We start from the raw sequence: 14,902 nt of genomic DNA, 5'->3' as shown, positions 1-14,902 counted from the left end.
CTAGTAGAAGAGGCTCAGGTTCTTGATCAGGATGGTCGCCATGTCGAACCGGATCTCCCGTTCGAGGATGAGGAAGCCGCAGCGCGCGGACTCGTCGCGAACGATGATGTCCCGGCGCTCACCCGAGATGTGGTCCTGGTAGCGTTCCCCGCGGGAGCGGTAGATGTAGAAGTTCGACCGGACGTTGAAGTTGCCGTCCTCCCGCCCGTCCACCCGGACGTTCGTCACGAGATGGCGCGTGCGGGACGCGGGCTCCTCCGCCCAGGCTTTCTGCGTCTGCAGACGGAACACGCGTTGGCGGAGGTACTCCCAGTTCTCCTCGAAGTACACGGAGGTGCCCCGTGGGTAGAACTCGTGCTTCCGCTCCCGGAACACCCTGTTCTCCCGCACCGGCGCCCAGTAGTAGACGTCCGGGTGCATGGTCTCCAGCCAGGCGTCCCACTCCATGTTGTCGACGAGTTCGGCCTCGTCGTAGAGGAAACGGGTGATGGCCCGTTCGGTCTCCGCGGTGACGGGGATGCGTTCCGCCAGTGTCGGGTTCGGGCTGGTCACTTCTGCTCCTTCGGATCGGTGGCTGCGGGGCGTGCGGCGGTGCCGGCCATGGTCCGCTGACGGGACGCGGCCGCCGCCTCGGCACGGACGATGTCGCGCATCGTCGCCGCCGTGGGACCTTCGTGATCGGGGTCGGGGATGATGCTTCCGTCGACGCCCCGGGCCGTGGCGTCCGCCTTGCCCGCGGCTCCGGTCGGTGTGGCCTCCGCGCGCGTCGCCGCCGGGACCCGTGCGGCCGCGTCGGCGGCGTCGAGAGCCGCGTTGGCCTCGTCGATGCCGAACTCCGCCTCCGTGTTGTGTGCGTCGGCACCCTCGGCCATGACCGCGGAGTAGTCGGCGTTCCTGATCTCGGGCTCACCGCCCCGCATGGCCTTGAGCTCCTCCCAGCTGGCTCCGCTCATGAGATCCCGGTAGAACCCGTACATGTTGAGCGCGGCGTTGTCGGAGTAGACGTGGGCGGTGGAACCTCCCGGGTAGCCGTCCTCGTCCGCACTGACGGGAACCCCGCGCATGTTGTAGGTGAACCCGGTCTTCCGGGCCATCGCACCCTGGAGGATGTGCTGCATCTCCTCCCAGTTCTCGGCGTCGTCCTGCTCGAACATGCCGCCGGGGGAGAAGGTGCGCATGACGTCGACACGGATCGCCTCCTTGACGGATTCCGGGGCATCCCTGGGGACGAACGCCCAGGACCAGATCTCCATCTCGTTCGGTCCGCGCGGATGGGTCACCCGGAACGTGTAGTTGCCCAGGAGCATGAAGTTCGGGAAGACGTTCATGTGTCCGCGGATCTCGCGGAACTCGCCCAACCGTTCCTCGATGGCCCCGCGGACCGAGTTCTCCCATTCGATCAACGCGGGCGCGGTGTTCGGGATCTCCCTGCCGCGGCGGCCGAACCAGGCGCCGCCGTGGCCGTAGGGGCTGAAGAACTGGCGTCCGGTGGGGATCTTCTCGCGGCCCTTCTTCCGGTCGAAGGTGTCCGATCCGCTGGCCAGTGCCTCAACGGCCGAGACGTGGCTGATCTCCGAGTGCTGCATGTCGGAGGTCGGCTGCTCGACGTTGAACTTCCAGTTCGCGGGCAGCACCCATTTGTGGACCGCGATCGCCTCCATGCCTCCCTCGTAGCGGTCGAGGTACCCGTCCAGGTAGTACCTGGCGTTCCCGAGGTACTCCTCGAGCGGCGGGATGGTCTCGTCCCAGGAACCGAAGATGAATCCCTTGTAGTTCTCGATGCGGGGCACCTTGATCGCGCTGAGCTTGGACTTGTCGATACCCTGCGGATACGCGGTGTCCTCGTGCGGGATGTCGATGAGATTGCCGGCCAGATCGTAGGCCCAACCATGGAACGAGCACATGAAACCCTTGGACAGGCCCCGGTCGGCACGGCAGATGCGCATGCCCCGGTGACGGCACTGGTTGAGGAAGGCGCTGACGCTGCCGTCCTTCTGCCGCACGACGACGACCGGGTCCTCGCCGATGTAGGCCTGCAGGTAGCTGCCCTTCTTCGGCAGCATGGAGTCGTGCGCGAGGAACACCCAGGTGCGTTGCCACACCTGTTCCAGTTCCTGCTGGTAGATGTCGTCGTCTACGAAAATCCTGCCGGAGACGTATCCTCCGACGGGATCGATGAGTGAATCAATGTCAGGCACGGCGTGCTCCTTGGGCTGTGGGGTGGGTCATGCTGTGTGCCCAATGTAGGGGCCGCCACACCGGGGCCGTGGATGTCGTTCCGGCTCGTGGAACGTCGGGCTCGTGGACGGTGTGACGCGTGCACGTGGAGACGTGTGTCCGGTCTCGCGCCAGCGGTTCTGTGCGAACAGCGTGGTGCCGGTTCCCGGTTCCCCGCGTGGTCGGGATCTCAGATTCCCGGTGTCACCGGCCCGGTTCCACCCACCCACGGTGCCGGTTGCTCTCCTGGGTCTGCGTGCCCGTCGGCTCTGTCCGACTCCGGTGACCGGGTCCCGCAGCTCGCGTGTGGGGAGAACCCTGGACCGGCCGTCGTCGACGCGGGGAACGACCCCTTGGTGGGGTCTGTCACCGCACGCTGTGATCGTGTGGTTGCGGGACGGCCCACCGGACGGTACCGGCCCCGGACCTGGCCCGTCGGATCCCGGGCTGCCGGTTCCGCACCGCCGGAGACACGAAACCGTCAGGCCAGCAGCGCGCCCGCGACGCCGGCGGCGATGACGACGAGTGTGATCGCGAGGCCGAAGAGGAAGGGCTTCACCCCGGCGGTCCTGATCGTGGCGACCGTCACACCCGTTCCCTGGGCGAACATCGCCGCGGCGAACATCCAGTGCTGGAGGGAGCCGACCCCGTCGATCAGTCCCTCCGGCAACGGCACGAGGGTGCGGACGGCGACGAGAACGATGAAGGCCGCGACGAACGCCGGAACGAGGGGAGGGAGCACCACCGAGGTGTCCCCGTCGGCGGCGGCCCGTGCCGCGTGCCGACGTTCGAGAGCCGCGATGATCATCATCATCGGGGCCAGCAGGAGGATACGGCCGAGTTTCACGGTGACCGCGATGGGGAGCACCGCCGCGCCCGCGATACCGCCGGCCGCGACCACCTGGCTGACCTCGTGGACGCTGATGCCGATGAAGATCCCCTCCTGCCGCGGATCCCACCCCGCCAGGTGACCGATGACGGGTGCCAGTGCCAGCAGGATCGTGCCGAGCAGCGCGATGACCGCGATCGCGGTGACGAACTCGTGTTCCTTCTTCTTCGTCAGGACCCCGTCGACCGCGCCGATGGCCGCCGCCCCGCAGATGGAGCAGCCGGCACCGATCAGGAGCGCCTGCTGACGGCGTAGGCCGAATACAGGGGCGAGGAGCGCCGTCGCGGCGAATCCGAGAGTCACTGTGAGGACCGCGACGACCAGGACCGGCCACCCGAGGGCGAGGACGGTGGCGGCCGGGACACCGAGTCCGAGGAGCGCGACACCGACCTTGAGCACGGTCCGTGACGCGACGGCGACCCCGGGGAGCAGTCGCGGGGAGACGGGACGGACGTTGCCGACGACGCTGCCGAGAATGATCGCGACCAGCAGGAGCACGCTGATGCCCGTGGCCCGCTCGATGACCGCGTCCACCCCGAAGGAGACGGCGGCTCCGATGAGACAGAACAACAGTCCGGGTACCGCGGCTCGGGTTTTATTCATGGGACAACCCTAGCGCTTCAGCTGCTGGAGCACAGCAGTTCCCTCACCCGTGGCGGGACGGCTGCGTCGCGGACTCAGGTGGTCCGTTCGAACAGGCCACGGCCCCACCAGTCGTCATCGTCGACGAGACCCGGGGGGCAGGCGAAGATCGCGGAGCTCTCGTACCGCACGAACTCGTTCATGTTGTCGTGGTGCGAGAGATTCGACTGGACGGCGATGAAATCGTCCCGTGGGGAGGCGACGAAGGCGATGAAGAACAGACCGGCATCGAGGTGCCCGTACTCGTCGACACCCCCGACGAAGTTGTAGCCGCGGCGCAGCATGCGGGCGCCGTCATTCGCCGGGGCGCTGGCGAGACGCGAGTGGGCGTGGGCGGGGATGAGCGGGCCGTCCGTACCGTGCCATTCGTTGAAGGGCATCGGGTCCTCCTCGTGTTCCCGACCGATGGGGGCGCCCTCATCCTTCGTCCGACCGAACACCTCCTCCTGTTCGCGGCGGGTCTGCCGGTCCCAGTTCTCCAGCAGCATGCGGATGCGCCGGGCGCAGAGGTAGGATCCCCCGTCCAGCCACGAACCGGTGTCGTGGACCCAGACGTGTTCGTTGATGAGGTTCGTGTACTCGTTCTTCAGGTTCGCCGTACCGTCCTTGAAACCGAAGAGGTTGCGCGGGGTTCCCTGGGTGATCGACGTCGACGCCGTGCGTCCGAATCCGAGCTGTGCCCACCTGACCGTCACGACTCCGTTGCCGGCCATGGTCAGGACCCGGGCGGCGTGGACCGCCACCTGCGGGTCATCCGCGCACGCCTGGATGCAGAGGTCCCCGCGCGAGATCTCCTCGTTGATCTGGTCTCCGGCGAAGTGGGGTAGGTCCTCCAGTTCCTCCGGCCGGGCCTCGGCGAGCCCGAAGCGGTCGTCGAACAGTGACGGGCCGAACCCCACCGTGACCGTCAGCCGCGCCGGGCGCAGCCCCACCGCCTCGCCCGTGTCGGTGGCGACGGCGTTCCGGTCCACTCCGACCGAACCGTCCGGTTCAGCCTCCAGGCCCTGGGACATCCGTCTGGCCATCACGGTCCATGTCCGCAGGAGATCGCGCAGTTCGTCGCGGCTGTCGGTCGCCACGTCGAGGGCGACGAAGTACATGCGTTCCTGTTGCGCGGTGGTGATACCGGACTGGTGCTCGCCGTTGAAGGGCACGGTCTGTGAGTCCCCGTCACCTGCGGGTTCGCCGTCCCGGGGACCGAGGAACCTGTCGGCGCCGACGGCGCCGGCCGCACCGATCCCGGCACCGATCCCGGCACCGGCGAGGAAACCACGCCGGGACAGCGGGCGTCCACCGGTGTTCTTCCGGTCCTTGTTTTCTCCGCTCATCGTGCCACCACCTCCTGCACGGAACCGATCCGTGCGGTCAGTTCGTCGAGTGTGTCCGAGAGATCACGCCGCTGCCGGACGCCGACCCTGTCATAGGGGACGAACCCGTCCCCGTCCCGGAAGGTGTCGAGTCGCTCCTGCAGTTCCGAGTAGCCGGCATCGAGCTGGTCCGGCAATTCCGGGGAGACCGGTTCGATGAGTGGCTCGAGGATCTCGACCGCCGCCCTCGACCCTTCGAGGGAAGCCTGGAAATCGGCGAGCTCCGTGTGGCTGTGCACGTCGATCTCGCCGTGGATCCCGGCGTCGGAGAGACGGTCGATCAGATCCTGTGCGTGGTCGGCGATGTCCACGGCCGTCATGCGGGAATCCGCCCGGACGGCCTCCGCGAGCGCGGCGATGTCATCCCGGAACCCGTCGGCGGTCTCCACTGCGTCGTCGGAGAGTTCCCCCTCCGGTCCCCACAGAACCTCCTCCAGCTCGTGCATGCCACCCCATGCGTCCCCCGGTTCGAGGTCCGTGCTCCGCGCGTCAACGGAGATACCCAGTCGCTCCGCCGTGCCGGACACCGCCGGTGCGATCCGCATGTACGGGGCGCGTGTCGCCAGAAACCGGCTTCGGGCGCGCTCGAGATCCCCGGCCCGGATGGCTTCCCGGAGCTCGCCGGCGGCCTCCGTGGACCTGTCGAGCTGCCCGGCGACGTAGTCGCGGTAGCGGGCGACCGCCTCCGCGGCGACGGGATCGGTGTCCTCCCGCGGCAGGGCGTCGCCGGTCACGGTGATGGTGGTCGATGTCGCGCCGGACCCGGAATCCGGTGCACAGCCCAGGAGATAGTCACCCGGGTCGGTGGCGCTCACGATGAGTTTGCGGGAGCTGTCCGGATCGATCCCGGTGACCTCTCCCACGGGGGTTCCGTCCGGCCCGGTGACGGTGAAGTCCGTTGGCTCGTCACCGTCGTTGCGGACCGTGAAAGTGAGTTCGCCGGTGGTCGCCTGAACCGCGTCCGCATTGATGCGGCAACTGTCGGGGCCCGCCGCGACGGTGAACATTCCCGGCGGTGGAGATGCGGCCTGTTCAGCGGCATCGTCACCCGAGCAGGCCGCGACCGACCACAGGACAGCGATCAGCAGGACCGCCGTCGGTCGGTTGGTTCGTCGATGCATGGGGACGTGGGCTTTCTCGATGGCGTGGGAACGGCAGAAGAAGTTCTACACCTGTCAGGTTACCCACACCTCATGTCCTCGCGTCGTCCGTGGGGTGGCCCTGTCTCGGTTCGGGTGGGTGTGGTGGTCATCGTCCGCTCACTTCGGTGGGTGGAGCCGCCGATACCCGGGGTGGGGTGAGCAGGCGGTGTCGACCGGATGATCCCGCGTAGCTGCGTGCGGAGGTTCTCCGTCCGGTGTACGGACCGGAGTCGGTGTGCACCCGCGCCACCCGTTCTCATCACCGCGGATTCCTGCGTCGCCGTGGTCGCTGGGTCTGTGGACACGTTCGCGGGCCAGCGTCCGTCGACGGATCCCGGTGTCCCGGGGCGCGGAAGCGGTGGACGACCGGAGGCTAGCTCACGCTGCCCGGTGTCGCCGGTTGCGGGTGGGGTGCGTCCGGTGGTCGGCCGGGCACCCGGTGGACCTGACGTGGAACTCCTCGGGGGAGGGGCGCCGGACTCTTCCGGGGTGTACGTGACCGCGGAGCAGAGGCCTCGACCGATGCACCGGTGTCCGCTGCATCGGTTCGGGGTCTCCGCGCCAGAGGTTTTCTGGTTGAGCGGGGGCGGGCACCCTGACGGTGGCCGCCCCCGGATTCCTCCGTGCCGATCCGGGTCAGGAGGCGAAGGTGACCGGAACCTCGGCCACGTCCTTGAAGCCCTCGGAGTGGTCGCCGAAGACCTTGAGCACGCACTCGTCGGTGGTGCAGTCGATGCCTTCGCCGGTGGGGTTGACCGTGAGGGTGAAGGACGCGGTCCCGTCCTCGGCGATCTTCGCCGTGCCGCGCTCGTTCTGCAGCCAGGCCTGGCTCTCGACGTCGCCCATCTCGCCCGTGCAGACCGGGACGGGCGCGCCACCCGGGGTCTGCGCCGCACAGATGGCGCTGTAGTACCCGGCCTCCGGGTTCAGCCCGGTGACCTCGACGGTGAGGGTGTCACCGGCCTTGATCCCCTCGGCCTTGTCCACGGTGATCTTCACGTCCGGCGCTGCGGTTGCGGTCGAGGAGGTCGTGGGGGACAGCTCCGACTGCATCTCGGCGATCCCCTCGGAGACGGACTCACTCATCTCGGAGATGCTGGCGTCGACCTCGGACGGGTCGGTGGTCGATTCCGTCTCGGAGTTCGAGCAGGCCGCGAGGGGGGCGACGAGGATCAGGGATGCGGCGGCGAACGCGGCGGTTCGGGCGGTGAAGAGTCGGGACATGGGATGCCTTTCGTCGTTGGTGGGGACGGACTCCGGGGGACGGTGTCCGTCGGTGCCCGCGGAGCGGCACGGGTGCCGTCGGCGGGGCTCTGCCCGAATTCTATCGTCTACCGGAGTACGGGGTCCTCTGACGAACGCGGGAAATGCTCTGTCAGTGGACCGCCCAGGGGGCAAAAATGAACAGAAGGGTTCACAAATAATAGACCACTCGGTATAGTCCGGGCATCGGGCTCCCGCCGTCGGGATCCCGCGGCAACAGACACACCAGAAGAACCCCCAGGAGGTTCCCATGCTCATCACCGGACTCATACTCGGCGCCGTACTCGGCGCGGTCATGCAGCGCGGGCGGTTCTGCGTGACGGGCATGCTCCGCGACATCTTCACCCGCAGCACGTGGCGCCCGTTCACCGCACTGCTCATCGTCATCTCCGTGCACGCCGTCGGACTCACGGCACTCACATCGGCCGGGGTCATCACACCCGAATACTCGCCCTTCGCACCCGCCGCCGTCATCGTCGGCGCCTTCATCTTCGGTGTCAGCATCGTCCTCGCCGGCGGCTGTGCCTCGGGCACGTGGTACCGCGCGGGGGAGGGCCTGGTCGGTTCCTGGCTCGCCCTGGTCGGGTACGCGTTGTCCGCCGCCGCGATGAAGACCGGTCCGCTGAGCGGGGTCAACGCCTGGCTCAGGCAGTTCACGGTCGATCAGACCACCGTGCCCGCCACCTTCGGGCTCTCCCCCTGGTGGTTCGTCATCGGTCTCGGGGTGCTGACCGCCTACCTCGCGGCGCGCTTCCTCCAGGCGGAGTTCTCCGGCCCGCGTCCGGTCTCCCTCGCCCAGCCGCTGCACCGCAGGCCGCTGCACGTGTACCTCGCCGCGGTGATCATCGGAATCATCGGCGTCATCGCCTGGCCGCTGTCCGCCGCGACCGGCCGCAACGACGGTCTCGGGATCACGACGCCGTCGAAGAACGTCGCCAACTACATCGTCAGCGGGGACGGATCCTTCCTCGACTGGGGTGCGCTCCTCGTCCTCGGGATCCTGGTCGGTGCGCTCGTCGCGGCGAAGGTCTCCGGCGAATTCCGGGTCCGCGTGCCCGACGCGCGCACCTCGTCGCGTGCCGTGGTCGGTGGCATCGGGATGGGGGTCGGTGCCAGCTGGGCCGGCGGCTGCACGGTCGGCAACGGCATGGTCCAGACCTCTCTGTTCACCTATCAGGGCTGGGTGGCGCTCGCGTTCTTCGCCGTCGGCGTCGGCGTCGCCGCGAAGATCTGGCTGAAGCCCTCCGGCCGTAAGACGGCGACCGGAACCTACAGCACCGACGAGAGCGTCGACGGACGCGCCGCCCACCCGGAGACCGCCACCACGTCCGTGGCCGCCCCCGCGTACGCCGTCGCGCCGGTCGCGCTGAAGGTCCGGGAGGAACCGTCCGCTCCGGCTGGGCTCACCGAGGTCGCGCCGGGCGAATTCGTCCTGGACACCCTCGGTGCCGTGTGCCCGTTCCCGCTGATCGAGGCGGTCTCGGCGATGGATGAGCTGCGTTCGGGGCAGACGCTGGTCATCGACTTCGACTGCACCCAGGCCACCGACGCGATTCCGCGCTGGGCTGCCGAGGCCGGGCACGAGGTGACCGAGTTCCGGGCCACCGGGGATGCCGGCTGGCGGATCAAGGTGCGGAAGGGCTGATCACACCGCACCCGCTGCTCCGCCGGGCGGGGGTGTCCGTGGAACTCCGGAAGATAAGGAGAGGCTCGCCTCTTGTGTATTCTTGCACTCGCAATGCAAGAAATCTGCGGTGAATCCAGCTCCGCAGCGCACACAGGAGACCAGCCATGGGCAAAGGCGTATCCGGTTCGATCATGAAGGCGATGGGGGCGAAGGACCACAGGGTCCGCCTCATCGACAGAGAGTGGGTCACCGACAACTACCTCCGGCTCCGACTCCGGTCCGACACCCTGCTCAACCCCGAGGGGGAGAAGCCGGGTGCCTGGATCCGGGCGTGGTTCCCGGATCCGGACGGGGGAGCGAAGGAATTCCAGCGCGGCTACACCATCAGGGACGCCGATCCGGCCACCGGCGAGTTCAGCCTCGAGTTCGTCCTCCACGAACCCGCCGGTCCCGCCTCCCACTGGGCCAGACACGCGGAAGCCGGTGCGGAGATCAGCGCGATGCGGATGTCGGAGGAACCCTTCGTCCAACTCGACCCGCCTCCCCCCGGATACCTGCTCCTCGGGGACGCTTCCGGCTATCCCGCGATCTGCGACATCGCCGCAGCGATCGATCCCTCGGTGCCCGTCGTCATCTACCTGGAGAAGAACAGCGACCCGGACGAACAGCTCCCGCTTCCGGTGGGGGACAACATCACCGCGACCTGGATCGACCCCCTCCCCGAAGGACAGGCGCTCGTGCAGGCCATCCGGGGCGGAGACTGGTCCGGCTGGTTCACCTGGCTCACCGCGGAATCCACCTCCGTCAGGCACGCCCGGACATATCTCAGGCGGGAGTGCGGGGCGACGAAGGCGCTGCTCCACGCGCAGGGATACTGGATCCGTGGGCGGGCCATGGGTGCCTACCGCGACACCGACGCACCGGAACAGCACGCATCACCCCACGACGCGGCCACGACGCCCGCGTCACCGACGCGGGGGGTGCTCGCCGGCGCGAAGACCGCCCTGATTCTCTCCGGGATCGCCCAGGGGTGTCTGTCGGTACTGCAGATCGTCCCGCTGATCCTGTTCGCCCACATCGCGCGGATGTTCCTGGACGGAGCACCCGAGGAGGAGTTCCTCCGGGCCGCGGTCACCGCCCTCGTGGTGATGGGGCTCAGCGGCCTGGGCACCGTGGGGCTGACCACGGCCCTCCACTTCTATGACGCGCACTTCGCCGCCGCCCTGCGCCTCAGGCTCATGGAGAAGGTCACGCGGTTGCCACTCGGATGGTTCAACCGGCGGGAATCGGCGGGCGTGCGGAAACTGATCGGCGGCGACGTCGCCGCCCTGCACCACCTCGTCACCCACGCCGTCCCGGAGGTCGTCGCAGCAGCGGTCACACCCGTTGCGGTTCTCATCTACCTCATGGGCGTGCAGTGGCGACTCGGACTCGTGCTGCTCATCCCCGTCGTGCTCTTCATCGTGGTCATGTCGCGCATGATGGCCCGCGACAGGGATCGGTTCCAGACCTCCCAGCGTCTCGTCGCGGAGGCCAACGCCGTGGTGCAGACACACCTCGAGACCCAACGGGAATCCCGCATATTCGGGGACGACGCGATCGTCGACGTCGACGGCACCATGCGCGAGATCGACGATTTCGTCAGCACCTGGCAGCACGAAACCGCCCCGGCGAAGGTCACGATGGTCATGCTCAACCGCCCCGCCACCGTCATCGCCCTGCTCTGCACCGCGGCATGGCTCTTCCTCCTCGTCGGCTGGATCGATCCGTCGGACCTGATTCCCTTCCTCATCCTCGGGACCTCCTTCGCGGGTCAACTGCTCGCGGTCTCCCACAGCATCGGCGCCCTCCAGCAGGGCCTCAACGCTGTCGCCGGACTCGACCTCCTGCTGGCCACGCCCACCCTCGCGGAACCCGCGGACCGCCCGGGGCTCCCCGGCCACGTCGTCTTCGACCACGTCCGCTTCGGCTACGGGCCCGGCCGGTCCGTACTCCCGGATTTCTCGCTGACCCTCGAACCCGGAACAGTCACCGCCGTCGTCGGTGATTCGGGTGCCGGGAAATCCACCGTCGCCGCTCTGCTCGCCAGGTTGTGGGACGTCGACGGCGGCTCCGTCAGCATCGACGGCCGCGACATCCGCGACCTCAGCCAGAAGGAGCTCTACGGCAGGGTGAGCGTGCTTCTGCAGGACGTGCAGCTGCTGCACACCAGTGTGGCGGAGAACATCGCGCTCGCCGCACCGGGTACGGACCGGAACAGCATCATCGCCGCCGCGGAGGCGGTCGGCATCGCCGATTTCATCGACACGCTCCCAAACGGCTACGACACCGTCATCGACGGCAACCGCCTGTCCGGTGGACAACGGCAACGGATCGGTGTGGCGCGGGCACTGCTCGCCGACACCGACATCGTGGTGCTGGACGAGGCGACGGCCTCCGCCGACCCGGAGAGCGAATGGGCGATCCGTCGGGGACTCGACCGGCTGCTGGCAGGCAAGACCGTACTCATGATCGCCCACCGGTTGCACACCGTGACCGGCGCAGACCGGATCGTCGTCATGAGGGACGGACGCATCACCGAATCCGGTACCCACGGCCAACTCATCGCCGCCGACGGAACGTACGCCGATCTCTGGAAGGCAGGGAGCACACGATGATCGTCACCGACATCCGCCGCATCACCGGCGCCGCGGGAACCACCGCGTTCCGCCGCTTCACCGCACTGACCGTGCTCTCCTCCGGCCTTCAGGTCGCCGCCGTCGTCCTGCTCATACCCCTGCTGCACCACCTCTTCGACCGGGACGCCGCGGGCGCGGGACCCTGGACCGCGGCGCTGATCGCGGTCACCGCCGCCATCTGGATGATCGAACGCAGCGCAGCCGGAACAGGGGTCGAGCTCGGACTGCAGGCCATGCGGGCCGTGGGGCGGCACGGGGTCCGGGCGATCCGGGACACCCCGCTCGAGGAGCTCACACCGGCACGGAAATCGGAACTGCGTTCCCTCATCGGCGGCGGAGGTATCGAACTGACGAGCATGGTCGTCCTGCTCATCACACCCGTCCTGACCGCGGTCTCCTTCACCTGCTTCCTCACGGTCGCGCTCCTGTTCATCGACTGGCGCCTCGCGCCGGTCACCATCGCGGGGTCGGTGCTCCTCCTCGGTGCGGTACTGGTGTCCGAGAGGATCGAACGCGGCGCCGACGACGCCTTCACCGGGGCCACCCTCGAACTCGACGAGAGGCTCGTCGAGTTCGCCGTCGCCCAGCCCGCCCTGCGTACCGCGGGACGGGTGGAGCGTGGATCGACCCACGTAGATGAAGCCGTCGCGGGTGGCGTCCGCGCGGTGCGCAGACTCCTGCTGTGGCAGATCCCGGGACAGATGCTCACCAGCACCGCCCTGCAGCTCACGCTTCTCGGATTCGGCGCGGCGACCTGGCTGGCGTACGACGACGGGCGACTGGACGGCGTCGAGGCGGCCGTGATGGTCATCGTCCTCATGCGCGTCATCGAACAGATCACGGCGGTATCCATGCTCGCCAGCTCCCTCCACACCGTCGGTGCGACGCTGCGCCAGCTCCGCGAGCTCGTCGAGCGTCCGACAACCGTCCCCGGGCGACGCCCCGCCCCAGGGACACTCCGCGCCCGCGGAATCGGTGTCACCCGCCCGGACGGCACCGTCGCGGTGTCAGGGGTGGACCTGGATCTCGAACCCGGGTCGACGACCGTCATAGTCGGCGCCTCCGGGTGCGGTAAATCCACGCTCCTCGACGTGCTGGCGGGTCTCGTCGAACCGACGACCGGCACAGTGTCGGTGGGGGAGCGGCCGGTCAGCGCCGCCGACCTGCGGGCCATGACCACGGCCGTGTTCCAGGACACCGTGCTGGGAAACACGACGATCCGGGACAACCTCCGGATCACCGGCCCGGAACTCGACGAGGTGATCAGTGCCGCCCAGCTGGATTCGGTGCCCGGCTCATCCGGTGACGGGCCCGAGACGAGAGTCGGGGAATCGGGGAACCGGCTCTCCGGCGGCGAGCGCCAGCGGGTCGGCATCGCCCGGGCACTCGCCGCGCCCGGCGACCTGCTCGTCGTCGATGAGGCGACGGCGAATCTCGACGCCCTCAACGAGCGCGCCATCGTCTCGTCGCTCGCCCGGGTGAAGGGGAGGCGCACCACCGTCGTCGTCACCCACCGACCCTCCGTGCTCGAGATCGCCGACCGGGTGCTGGTCATGTCGGGGGGCCGGATCGTCGAGTCGGGGACCCGGGAGGAACTGAGTGCCGCGGGGGGGATCTTCGCCCGGATGGAACGGCAGTGGCGGAACGTCAGGGACTGGCGGGTGTGACCAGGGGCGGAAGATCGGTGCGGGTCGCCTTCCCGATGATCCACCGCAGCAGACCCTCGAGCGGGCCCCGCCTGAACCGCCACCGCCACAGGGAGGCGAGCAGCAGCGCCCCCAGTGCGGAGACCGCGAAGCCGTCCAGATCTGATCCTCCCTCAGCCCCGGGCAGAGATGAGCCGATGTCGTCAGCGTGGTTGTCGTGCTCTTCGTTGTACTCGACGAAGAGCCGTTCCCGTTCGGCGGGGAAATCCGTCCGCACAGGTTCGTCCGGGAAGTCCGCGGCCGGAGCGGACGCCGGATCCGCGTCGCTCAACGGGGCGTACACGGTCCACCCGTGGTAGACCTCCGGCCCATCGGCCTCGTGGGAGGAGGCCCCGTGCCCGACCGACGCCATGAGGGAGAATCCCGTGAGCATCGTCGCGGTGAGCACGTGCGCGACATAGACCGTGAGCGCCATCGAGCCCGTGGCACGCATCGGGTAGAGCAGCACCTCGGCCCAGCGGACGTGGCACGCCAGCAGGCAGAGCCCGACGGTCGCCACGGCGGCACCGACGCTGACCACCACATCCCCCAGCCCACCGCTGTGCGGGGCCGCGGAGAGGAACAGATCCCGGGTGACCGAGAGATCGGGGTCGTGGAAGTCGAAGTCCGGCGAGTCGTGCCCGATGTCGAGCACGTCGAGGCGCCACCACCAGACACCCGTCGCGGCGACCGCCGCCCCGGTCGTCGCGGCAACCGACCACATCCGGGGCCCGGCGTAGATGAGATGGCGGTGCAGCAGGATCCCGGTGATCCCGTAGAGCAGCCAGGCCGGGAGAGGATAACCGAGGGTGATCAGCACCGAATAGAATTCCCCCAGCCGCAGCAGGGTGGTCACCGCCGCGCCCGTGAGAAACAGCACGGCCCACCAGATCACGAGGGTCCGGGTCCGCCACCGAACGGCCGGGGCGAGCAGGATGATCTCGATACCGATGGCCATGAGCACGACGGCGATCAGGGACTGCACGTACGTCAGTACCAGTCCGATCGCGATGACGAGCATGCCCCGGACGTAGAGCCTGCTCCGCGAGGCGGCCAGGCGCTCACCGCCCGCAGCGGCCCCCGTGCTCCCCATGAAACCCAGCGAGACGCCGGCGAGCACCGCGAAGAGGGAGGAGGGCAGGCCCGTCGCCAGCAGGTGCGCCGCGTCACCGGCCGGGGAGTCCGCGGCCACACCGATGTGGGCGAACATCATCCCGAAGATCGCGAGTGCCCGCGCGACGTCGATACCCGCGACCCGCGACCCTGACCCGCCGCCCGATGCGGGGACAGACTGCGTCACGGCGCTGACCTGGGGCACGATGGTCCTCCTTCGATTGCTTCCCCGCAGCGGGCGGGCCGACGGAGTGGAACCTTACCAGCGCCTGAGAGTGC

The 14,902-nt window shown here is 68.6% G+C and carries 10 protein-coding genes; 3 read left to right on the top strand and 7 right to left on the bottom strand.

What is annotated here, in order from left to right; genetic code table 11:
* From KRX55_RS01200 to KRX55_RS01175, 6 genes are all read right to left on the bottom strand, one after another.
* Positions 1–552, bottom strand: coding sequence for an aromatic-ring-hydroxylating dioxygenase subunit beta (locus KRX55_RS01200; RefSeq protein WP_200260744.1), 552 nt, complete (start codon positions 550–552; stop codon positions 1–3).
* Positions 549–2,198 (bottom strand): aromatic ring-hydroxylating oxygenase subunit alpha, encoded by a 1,650-nt coding sequence (locus KRX55_RS01195; RefSeq protein ID WP_218406037.1) that lies wholly within the window; start codon positions 2,196–2,198, stop codon positions 549–551. Before KRX55_RS01195 ends, KRX55_RS01200 begins: the two co-directional genes overlap by 4 nt.
* A gap of 500 nt (positions 2,199–2,698) precedes the next feature.
* Positions 2,699–3,709, bottom strand: coding sequence for a YeiH family protein (locus KRX55_RS01190; protein WP_218406036.1), 1,011 nt, complete (start codon positions 3,707–3,709; stop codon positions 2,699–2,701).
* Positions 3,710–3,783: 74 nt separating this feature from the next.
* Positions 3,784–5,076 (bottom strand): iron uptake transporter deferrochelatase/peroxidase subunit, encoded by a 1,293-nt coding sequence (efeB, locus tag KRX55_RS01185; RefSeq protein WP_218406035.1) that lies wholly within the window; start codon positions 5,074–5,076, stop codon positions 3,784–3,786.
* The gene (locus tag KRX55_RS01180; RefSeq protein WP_218406034.1) at positions 5,073–6,236 is read right to left on the bottom strand and encodes an EfeM/EfeO family lipoprotein; all 1,164 of its coding nucleotides are present in this window, start codon (positions 6,234–6,236) and stop codon (positions 5,073–5,075) included. Before KRX55_RS01180 ends, efeB begins: the two co-directional genes overlap by 4 nt.
* Positions 6,237–6,893: 657 nt before the next feature.
* Positions 6,894–7,481, bottom strand: a complete 588-nt coding sequence (locus KRX55_RS01175; protein ID WP_218406033.1) for a neocarzinostatin apoprotein domain-containing protein — start codon at positions 7,479–7,481, stop codon at positions 6,894–6,896.
* A gap of 289 nt (positions 7,482–7,770) precedes the next feature.
* On the opposite strand from KRX55_RS01175, the gene KRX55_RS01170 reads away from it, so the two are divergent.
* The 3 genes from KRX55_RS01170 (at position 7,771) to KRX55_RS01160 (ending at position 13,492) form a co-directional block, all read left to right on the top strand.
* Positions 7,771–9,165, top strand: a complete 1,395-nt coding sequence (locus KRX55_RS01170; protein ID WP_218406032.1) for a YeeE/YedE thiosulfate transporter family protein — start codon at positions 7,771–7,773, stop codon at positions 9,163–9,165.
* Positions 9,166–9,311: 146 nt separating this feature from the next.
* Positions 9,312–11,804 (top strand): ABC transporter ATP-binding protein/permease, encoded by a 2,493-nt coding sequence (locus KRX55_RS01165; protein WP_218406031.1) that lies wholly within the window; start codon positions 9,312–9,314, stop codon positions 11,802–11,804.
* On the top strand, positions 11,801–13,492 hold the full coding sequence (locus KRX55_RS01160) for an ABC transporter ATP-binding protein (RefSeq protein WP_218406030.1): 1,692 nt from the start codon (positions 11,801–11,803) through the stop codon (positions 13,490–13,492). Before KRX55_RS01165 ends, KRX55_RS01160 begins: the two co-directional genes overlap by 4 nt.
* On the opposite strand, the gene KRX55_RS01155 is transcribed toward KRX55_RS01160, so the two are convergent.
* Positions 13,473–14,828: a heparan-alpha-glucosaminide N-acetyltransferase domain-containing protein gene (locus KRX55_RS01155; RefSeq protein ID WP_218406029.1), complete on the bottom strand. Its 1,356-nt coding sequence runs from the start codon at positions 14,826–14,828 to the stop codon at positions 13,473–13,475. The two genes, KRX55_RS01160 and KRX55_RS01155, sit on opposite strands and share 20 nt — an antisense overlap.
* Positions 14,829–14,902: the final 74 nt, after the last annotated feature.

Source organism: Corynebacterium sp. TAE3-ERU16 (assembly GCF_019209935.1).
Lineage (GTDB): Bacteria > Actinomycetota > Actinomycetes > Mycobacteriales > Mycobacteriaceae > Corynebacterium > Corynebacterium antarcticum.
This window is presented reverse-complemented; position numbering and strand designations above follow the sequence as displayed.

What these genes read in the sequence shown, in the direction of transcription:
- KRX55_RS01160 (WP_218406030.1), top strand. Translation starts at nt 11,801, where the DNA reads ATGATCGTCACCGACATCCGCCGCATCACCGGCGCCGCGGGAACCACC.
- KRX55_RS01165 (WP_218406031.1), top strand. Translation starts at nt 9,312, where the DNA reads ATGGGCAAAGGCGTATCCGGTTCGATCATGAAGGCGATGGGGGCGAAG.
- KRX55_RS01175 (WP_218406033.1), bottom strand. Translation starts at nt 7,481, where the DNA reads ATGTCCCGACTCTTCACCGCCCGAACCGCCGCGTTCGCCGCCGCATCC.
- KRX55_RS01190 (WP_218406036.1), bottom strand. Translation starts at nt 3,709, where the DNA reads ATGAATAAAACCCGAGCCGCGGTACCCGGACTGTTGTTCTGTCTCATC.
- efeB (WP_218406035.1), bottom strand. Translation starts at nt 5,076, where the DNA reads ATGAGCGGAGAAAACAAGGACCGGAAGAACACCGGTGGACGCCCGCTG.
- KRX55_RS01180 (WP_218406034.1), bottom strand. Translation starts at nt 6,236, where the DNA reads ATGCATCGACGAACCAACCGACCGACGGCGGTCCTGCTGATCGCTGTC.
- KRX55_RS01170 (WP_218406032.1), top strand. Translation starts at nt 7,771, where the DNA reads ATGCTCATCACCGGACTCATACTCGGCGCCGTACTCGGCGCGGTCATG.